The sequence below is a fragment of the Amycolatopsis kentuckyensis genome, assembly GCF_002155975.1.
GTDB classification, from domain to species: domain Bacteria; phylum Actinomycetota; class Actinomycetes; order Mycobacteriales; family Pseudonocardiaceae; genus Amycolatopsis; species Amycolatopsis kentuckyensis.
In genome coordinates this window covers 1-7,804 of record NZ_MUMI01000324.1, presented here as the reverse complement: position 1 = coordinate 7,804, position 7,804 = coordinate 1, and the positions used below count along the sequence as shown (strand labels likewise).

General features: G+C 72.9%; 5 protein-coding genes. 2 read left to right on the top strand and 3 right to left on the bottom strand.

Features of this window, described 5'->3' with window-relative positions; all coding sequences use genetic code 11:
* Positions 1-307: 307 nt before the first annotated feature.
* Positions 308-2,659, top strand: a complete 2,352-nt coding sequence (locus CCN39_RS29370) for an alpha-L-fucosidase (protein WP_086847413.1) — start codon at positions 308-310, stop codon at positions 2,657-2,659.
* On the opposite strand, the gene CCN39_RS29365 is transcribed toward CCN39_RS29370, so the two are convergent.
* The 3 genes from CCN39_RS29365 to CCN39_RS29355 are packed head-to-tail and all read right to left on the bottom strand — an operon-like array spanning position 2,656 to position 6,718.
* Positions 2,656-3,840: a 4-hydroxybenzoate 3-monooxygenase gene (locus CCN39_RS29365; RefSeq protein ID WP_086847411.1), complete on the bottom strand. Its 1,185-nt coding sequence runs from the start codon at positions 3,838-3,840 to the stop codon at positions 2,656-2,658. The genes CCN39_RS29370 and CCN39_RS29365 overlap by 4 nt on opposite strands.
* A gap of 24 nt (positions 3,841-3,864) precedes the next feature.
* On the bottom strand, positions 3,865-5,349 hold the full coding sequence (locus CCN39_RS29360; RefSeq protein WP_086847409.1) for an ArnT family glycosyltransferase: 1,485 nt from the start codon (positions 5,347-5,349) through the stop codon (positions 3,865-3,867).
* 40 nt (positions 5,350-5,389) lie between these two features.
* Positions 5,390-6,718, bottom strand: a complete 1,329-nt coding sequence (locus CCN39_RS29355) for a type III PLP-dependent enzyme domain-containing protein (RefSeq protein ID WP_086847407.1) — start codon at positions 6,716-6,718, stop codon at positions 5,390-5,392.
* Between the two features lie 82 nt (positions 6,719-6,800).
* Between CCN39_RS29355 and CCN39_RS29350 the strand changes: the two genes are divergently transcribed.
* On the top strand, positions 6,801-7,682 hold the full coding sequence (locus CCN39_RS29350) for a LysR family transcriptional regulator (protein ID WP_086847405.1): 882 nt from the start codon (positions 6,801-6,803) through the stop codon (positions 7,680-7,682).
* The last annotated feature ends 122 nt before the right edge of the window (positions 7,683-7,804 follow it).

The window sequence follows — 7,804 nt, the reverse complement described above, 5'->3', positions numbered from 1 at the left end:
TGAGCCGCCGCGCGATCGCCTTGAGCATGGCGATCGCGCGGCGGCTCAGCGCGTGCGGGTCGGTGGACATCGGTCTGGCCTTTCGGTGCGGCTGGGTTCTGGCGCGAGGGCTGCAGCTCGTTACCTAGGGATACGCGGCGAACACGAGCTCGGTTCAGCACGATCGGGCCAGTTGGCCCCTTGACACAGCGAGGGCCACCAAGCAGGCTCATTCATCGGATGAATCAGTTCCGCCGACGACAGATGTGCGTCCTGAGGGCGAACTTTGTCGTAATCCCGCCGTAGTCATCCGATCCCTGGAGGCTCAGTGCCGACCTTCCCCCGCCGTCAAGCCCTCGGTATCGCGCTGGGAGGTGCCGTCGCGCTCGGCGTGGCCGGCCACACCCCGGCCGGCGCCGCCAGTCCCGTCGACGCCGCTCCCGACGGCCCGGAGACCCCGATCGTCCCGCCCCCGCCGCCCGTCCCCGTCACCCTCGACTCCTGGTTCTCCTGCGACGGCATCGACAGCGCGTCCGCCACCGGAGGCGACTTCGACGGCTCCGGCTACACCTTCCCCGCCGAGCACGTCCCCGCCGGGCAGACCGTCACCGCCGGTGGGGTCCCCTTCAAGCTCGGCTCCGCGGCCGCCGGGGCGAAGAACAACATCGCCGCCACCGGCCAGCGGATCGACCTGCCGAAGGGTCGCTACTTCGTCGCCTACTTCCTGGTCGCCGCCAGCTACGGCGCGGCAGGCGGCCCGGCGACCGTGCACTACGCCGACGGCAGCGCGAGCACCGGTTCGCTCTCCGGCCCCGACTGGTACACCGGCAGCGGCGCGCTCGTTTCGCCGTTCCGGTACGCCCCCGGCGGTGTCGTCGACAACAACCCGGTTTCGCTGGCCATCGGCCAGGTCTGGGTCGACCCGGCCCGCGAAGCCGTCGCGCTGACCCTGCCCACGACGGCGAACCCGGCGCCGAACGTCTCCAGCCTGCACGTCTTCGCGCTCACCCTCCAGCCGGTCGCCGTGGGCCGCTCGGCGCTGGTCCTGGACGGCCGGTCGACGGCGAACCTGCTGACCGACGGCGGTCCGCAGGCCGCCGAAGCGACCATCGTCAACGCCGGGACCGTGTGGCTCGGCGCGGGCGACCGGGTGAGCGTCACCGTCGACGTCCCCGGCGGCCGGACGACCGTGCCCGCGGCCGTCCGCGCGCTGGCGCCGGGGGAGCAGGCGACGGTCCGGCTCGGGCTCGCCCCGAACGCCTCCGTGCCGCCCGGGACCACCACGAACGGCCAGATCCGCGTCACCGCCGGCCGCGGCACGCTCGCCACCCAGCAGGTGCCGATCACCCTCGGCGTCCCGGACTTCCGGCCCACCGACGCTTCGCTCTCGACGCACCGGGCGCCCTACTGGTTCAACGACAGCAAGTTCGGCATCTTCATCCACTGGGGCGTCTACGCCGTGCCCGCGTGGGCGCCGGTCGGGCAGCAGTACGCGGAGTGGTACTGGCAGAACCAGCAGGACCCCGCCGGCGCGACCTACGCCTACCACCGGCAGAAGTACGGCGAGAACTTCACCTACGACGACTTCATCCCGCTCTTCACCGCGGCGAAGTTCGACCCGCGCAGCTGGCTGAAGCTGATCGCGGACGCGGGCGCGGAGTACTACGTCCTGACGTCCAAGCACCACGACGGCTTCGCGTTGTGGGACACGAAGGTCAGCGACCGCAACTCCGTGAAGCTGGGCCCGCGCCGGAACGTCATCGCGGAGCTGTTCGCGGCGTCCCGGAAGTACACGCCGCAGCTGCGCAACGGCCTGTACTTCTCGCTGCCCGAGTGGTTCAACCCGGACAACCCGTGGATGGGCCACGCGCCGCGCAATCCGTACACCGGCGCACCGCTGCCCTACACCGGCTACACCGCGGGGAAGGACTTCGTCCGCGACTACCAGGCCCCGCAGGTCCTCGAGCTGATCCGCGAGTTCGACCCCGACGTCCTGTGGTTCGACATCGGCGGCGTCAACGACAGCCGGACCGTGCTCACCGAGTACTTCAACCGCGCGAAGAACCGCAAGCGGCCCAAGGACGTCACCTACAACGACCGCGGCGGCATCCCGGACCACGACTTCACGACGCCCGAGTACACGACGTACCCGAACACGGTGGTGGCGAAGTGGGAGGCGAGCCGCGGCCTCGACCCGTTCTCCTACGGCTACAACCGCGCGACCCCCGACGACCGCTACATGACGGCGGCGGAGGTCGTCCGGACGCTGGTCGACATCGTCTCGAAGAACGGCAACTTCCTGCTCGACATCGGCCCCGACTTCGACGGCACGATCCCGGACGTGATGCAGCGGCACCTGCGGGACGCGGGCGCGTGGCTGAAGGTCAACGGCGAGGCGATCTACGGGACGACGTACTGGTCCCGGATGGCCCAGCTCGGCGACCTGCGGTTCACGGTCAAGCAGAACGAGGCGTTCTACGTGCACTCGCTGGCCGCGCCGGGCAGCCGCGTGGTGGTGGACGCGCCGGTCCCGATCCGCGCGGGTGACCGGGTGACCATGCTCGGGTACCGCGGCACCCTGCACTGGACGGTGGAGAACGGCGCGCTGGTGATCGACGTCCCGGCCGCGGCCCGGCAGGCGGGCCGCTTCACCTGGGTGTTCAAGATCGCCTGGAGCTAGAGGTCGGCGTTCTTGCCGATGTAGAGCTCCGCGAACGCCGCCGCGGCCGTGGGCGAACCGAGCAGGCGCCGCATCCGGGCTTCCGCGATGCGCGCCGCGAACGGGTTCTCGCCCGCGGCCGCGGTGTGGTGGAAGATGTCCGACAGCCACTGGGAAAATTCCTGGTACTGCCACACCAGCGGCAGGCACGCGGCCGAATAGCCGGCCAGCGGCGCCGGGTCGCCCGCGTAGTACGCCCGGAACGCGTCGGTCAGCAGGAACGCGTCGTGCAGGGCGAGGTTCATGCCCTTCGCCGCGATCGGGGCGACCAGGTGCGCCGACTCGCCCGCGAGGTGCAGGCGGCCGTGCGACATCGGCTCCACGACGGAGTTGTGCATGTCGAGGATCCGCTTCTCGAACAGCCTGCCCTCGACGATCTCGCCGCCGGGCACGGTGAGCCGCGCGTGGAGCTCCTGCCACACGCGCTCGTCCGGCCAGTCCGCCTCGGTCTCGCCCGGCGCGGTCTGCAGGTAGAACCGCGTCACCTCCGGCGTGCGCGCCATGTGCGCGGCGAACCCGCGCGGGTGGATGCCGAACAGCACGCCGTCGGCCGATGGCGGGGCCTCGGCGAGCAGGGCCAGCCAGCCGATTCCGTAGTCGTGGTGGGCTTTCACCGTCGATTCCGGCGGCAGGTAGCCCTGGCAGACGCCGCGGGCGCCGTCGCAGCCGGCGACGAAGTCGCAGTCGATCCGGTGTCGGCCGTCGGCGGTGCGGAACGTGACGGCGGGGGAGTCCGAGGTCAGGTCGTGCAGCTCGACGTCGGAGACCTCGAAGACCGCTTCACCGCCCGCGCCGGTGTACTGCGCGACCAGGTCGGTCACCAGAAGCTGTTGCGGGTACACGAAATGCCGCTGCCCGGTGACGTCGCCGTAGCGGAAGACGTGCCGCTGCCCGGCGAACCGGAACTCGAACTTCTCGTGCCGCGGCGCCTTCGCGACGAGCTGCTCGCCGAGGCCGCGCTCTTCGAGCCCGCGGACCGCCCACTCTTCGATGAACCCGGCCCGCGGCCGCTGTTCGATGAACGCCCGGCTCTGCGCCTCCAGCAGCACGCAGCCGATCCCCGCGCGCCGCAGCAGGTTCGCCACCGTGAGTCCGGCCGGGCCCGCCCCCACCACGGCCACCGCCGTGCGCCTCGCCACCATGCGCCCGAGGGTAGCGCGAACCGCTCAGTAGTAATGCCGCAGCTGGGGCCACGCCTCGGACCACGGCCGCGTCAGCGTGCACAGCGAAAGCGTGACGCCGTCCTCGTCGTTGTCGACGCCTTCGGCGTTGTGGTGCTTGGCGACCGGGCGGCACCCGGTGATCAGCCGGGCCGCGGGCGAACCGGGCTGGATCCGCCCGACGAGCAGCACCGGGCCGACCAGCCGGTCCGGTGGCGGCCCCCAGTCCGCGTACGACATGTGCGGGGAGTACGGCTGCGGCAGCCCGAGTTCGGGACCGTAGCGCTCGAGCGCCCCGGCTTCGCCGTAGTTGCCGGCGAGGATGACCGCGGTGTCGCGCTCGGCGTCCGGGATCCGCTGCCACGCACCGGCGACAGTGCCGGCGAAGCCGGGCCAGCCGACCTGCTCGCCCGGCTCCTTGTTCATCGCCAGCAGCGGGCCGTTCAGCGCCGGCGCCGGGACGACCGGGAGTCCGATGAGGACGGACACGGCCACGCACACCGCGGCGGCCGCGCCGGTGAGCGCCCGCCGGAGCGTCCCGCCCCGGCCCAGCCACCGCAGCACCGGTTCCGCGCCCAGTGCCACCAGCGGCAGCAGCAGCGGTACCGAGTAGTACGGCTTGCCGCCGAGGACCAGGAGCTCGACGCAGACGACCGGATAGGCGACGGCGAGCGCGCGGGCCCAGCGCAGACCGGGGTCGCGCCACGGCCGCACGAGCCCGGCGATCCACACCGGCACCAGCACCGGCGAGAGGAGGACCAGCTGCATCGGCACGAACAACAGGCGGTTCCCGGCGCCGTCGTCCTCGCTGATCCCGCCGGCCACGGTGAGCATCGGCCAGCCGTGCGACGCCTGCCAGAGCACCACCGGCGCGGCCAGGACGGCGGCGACTCCGACGCCGGCCGCGAGCCACCACGTCCGCAGCACCCGGCGCGGCCCGGCGACGGCCACGCCGATGCCCAGTCCGGACAGCAGGAGCAGCACGAGCCACTTGTTCGCCAGGCCGAGCCCGGCGGCGGCACCGACCGCGAGCCACCAGCGGCCGTCGCCGGTGCGCAGCAGCCGCAGGCCGAAGAGCGCGATCAGCGACCACAGCAGCACGTCCGCGGAGTTGGTCGCCAGCATGTGCGACACGACCAGGACGTAGGACGACAGCGCCGTCGCGATCGCGGTGAACAGCTGAACGCCGCGGCCGCCGCCGAACTCGCGGGCGATCAGCGCGACGGCCACGACGGTCGCCATGCCGAGCAGGGTCGCGACCACGCGCAGGCCGCTCGGCGTTTCGCCGAACACCGCCGTCGACGCCCGCGCCAGCCACGGTGTGATCGGCGGGTTGTCGACGTACCCCCAGTCCGGCCGGCGGCCTGCGGCGACGAAGTACAGCTCGTCGCGGTGGAAGCCGTAGCGTCCGGACAACGCCGTCAGCACGACGGCTTGCACGGCAACGACGATCCCGACCGGTAGCGCGGCGAACCGCGGCGGCGCCCCCATGGCAGTCTCCCCTCGGCTGCCCGGGATCGTACGCGGTGGATCACGCTGCCGGGCGCGCTCCGAGGAATTCGCCGCCCGCGTCGGCGACCAGTTCGGCGAGGGTCTGTGCGCGGCGGAGCGGCGTGAACTCGACGTCACCGCGCGGCGACACGGTGAACCCGTACACCGCCGGGCGCGGCAGCGTGTTGTACGCGTAGTGCGCGCCGAAGTAGTACGCGCCGGTGTCGTGGGCGACGACGAGGTCGCCCGGTTCCAGCAGCGGCAACGGCCGCTCGCGGGCGAGGAGGTCGCCGGCGAAACACAGGGGACCGGCGATGTCCTGCGGCACCTGAGGTCCGGTCTTCGGCGTGCCGGTGGCGTCGAACGCGCCGATCCGCAGCGGCCAGTGCTCCGGCTGGAGCACCGTGCGCGCCGCCACCTGGGCGCCCGCGTGCGTCACGGCGATGTGCCGTCCCCCGGCGACCTTCGTGTACTCCACCGTGCTGACCAGGAAGCCGCTCTTCGCCAGCAGGGACCGGCCGAACTCGGTGACGAACGCGTAGCGCCCGTCGGCCAGGGCCGGGACCCGGGCCAGCAGCGTCGCGACGTAGCCGGCGTAGGTCGGGCCGGGCTCGTCGGACGTGAAGTCCACCGGCAGCCCGCCGCCGATGTCGAGACTGGTGACCTGCCGGTACCCGGCTTCGGCGTTGATCTCCTCGGCGAGCTCGTGCACCGCGGCGACGCCGTCGGCCATCAGCTCCGGCGGGCAGCCCTGCGAGCCGACGTGGACGTGCAACCGGGTCAGCCACGGCCGGTGCGCGAAGGACTCGAGCAGCAGGCCCCGGTTTCCGTGGTCCCGCAACGGGATACCGAACTTGGACGCCGGGGTGGCGGTGCTCGTGTCGCCGATCCGGCCCGCCCCGACCTGCGGGTTGATCCGCAGGCCCAGCACCGACCGCGGCGGCGTCGCCCCGACCAGTGCGTCGAGCCGGGCGAGCTCCTGGAAGTTGTCGGCGTTGACCGCCGTGCCTTCGGCGAGGGCGTGCGCGAGCTCGGCGGTCGTCTTGGCGGGGGAGTCGAGCACCAGCCGCGGGCCGCGCAGGCCGGCCGCTTCCGCGACCGCCGTCTCGCCGGGGCTCGCGACCTCGGCGTCGATGCCGAGGTCGGCGAGGAACCGCAGGAGCGGGGCCAGGCCGCACGCCTTGGCGGCGACGGTGTGCTGGACGCGCCCGAGCGGCGCGAACGCCTTCGTCAGGTCTTCGACGGCTTCGCGGACCGTGGTGAGGTCGACGAACCCGGCCATCGGAGCGGCGAGCCGCCGGTCCGCCGCGGCGGCGAGGGCGAGCAGCTTGCGGTCGGTGCGGGCCAGGGGCGCGCTGGTCGTGGTCATGGGATCCAGGACAGCAGCGGAGTGGGCGGCCGGTCCAAGACTTCGTCCCGATCAAATCATAGGAACGCCCTATAATCACCGGGTGGACCTGCGCCGATGGCACTACTTCGCGGTACTCGCCGAGGAGATGCACTTCACGAAGGCGGCCGCTCGCCTGTTCGTGTCCCAGCCGTCGCTGAGCCAGCAGATCCGCGCCTTCGAAGCGGACCTCGGTGTCGCGCTGCTCGACCGCACGGGTCCGCGCTTCGCGTTGACCGAAGCCGGCCGCGTGGCGGCTCTGGAGGCCCGCGACCTGCTCGACCGGCTGGACCGGGCCCGCGGCGCGATCACCGCGGCCGGCCGGGGCGACGCCGGGCGGCTGCGGATCGCGTACACGCGGTCGGCGCCCGGCCCGCTGGCCGGCGACCTGGTCGCGGCCTACCGCGAGCGCTACCCGGACGTCGAACTCGCCCTGGAAACGGGCTGGACCAGCCTGAACCTGACCCGCCTGGCGGCAGGCGAGATCGACGTCGGCTTCGTGCGGCCCCCGGTCACCGCCCCGGACATCGAGGTCGCGGTGGTGGGCTCGGAGGAGGTCCTGCTCGCCCTGCCGTCGGGCCACGCGCTCGCCCACCGCCGCGGCCGGGTGCGGCGGGCCGCGATCGCCGCCGAGCCGGTGGTGTTCTGGCCGCGGGAGAACGGCCCCGGCCAGTACGACGCGATCAGCGGCCAGGTCTGGCCGGGCGGCCTGCCCCCGATCGTCCGCGAAGAACCGGAGGACGAGCAGCTCATGCGCGCGGTGGCCGAAGGCGCGGGCCTCGCCGCGGTCCCGGAACACCGGGCCCGGGCGTTGCGCCGGCGTGGCGTGGTGCTGCGCAGGCTGGAGGACCCGCCCCCGAGGATCGACCTGGGCCTGGCCTGGCGGGCCGGCTCGGCTTCCCCGGTGGTGCGGGCCTTCGTGGAGCTGGCCGCCGGGCAGCGTTAGTTTCGGCTCACGGCTCACGGCTCACGGCTCACGGCTCACGGCTCACGGCTCACGGCTCACGGCTCACGGCTCACGGCTCACGGCCCACGGCCCACGGCCCACGGCGCGGCCCGGCTTGGCGC

Excerpts from the sequence above, each read along its gene's own strand:
- CCN39_RS29365 (WP_086847411.1), bottom strand. The coding sequence starts at position 3,840 with ATGGTGGCGAGGCGCACGGCGGTGGCCGTGGTGGGGGCGGGCCCGGCC.
- CCN39_RS29360 (WP_086847409.1), bottom strand. The coding sequence starts at position 5,349 with ATGGGGGCGCCGCCGCGGTTCGCCGCGCTACCGGTCGGGATCGTCGTT.
- CCN39_RS29355 (WP_086847407.1), bottom strand. The coding sequence starts at position 6,718 with ATGACCACGACCAGCGCGCCCCTGGCCCGCACCGACCGCAAGCTGCTC.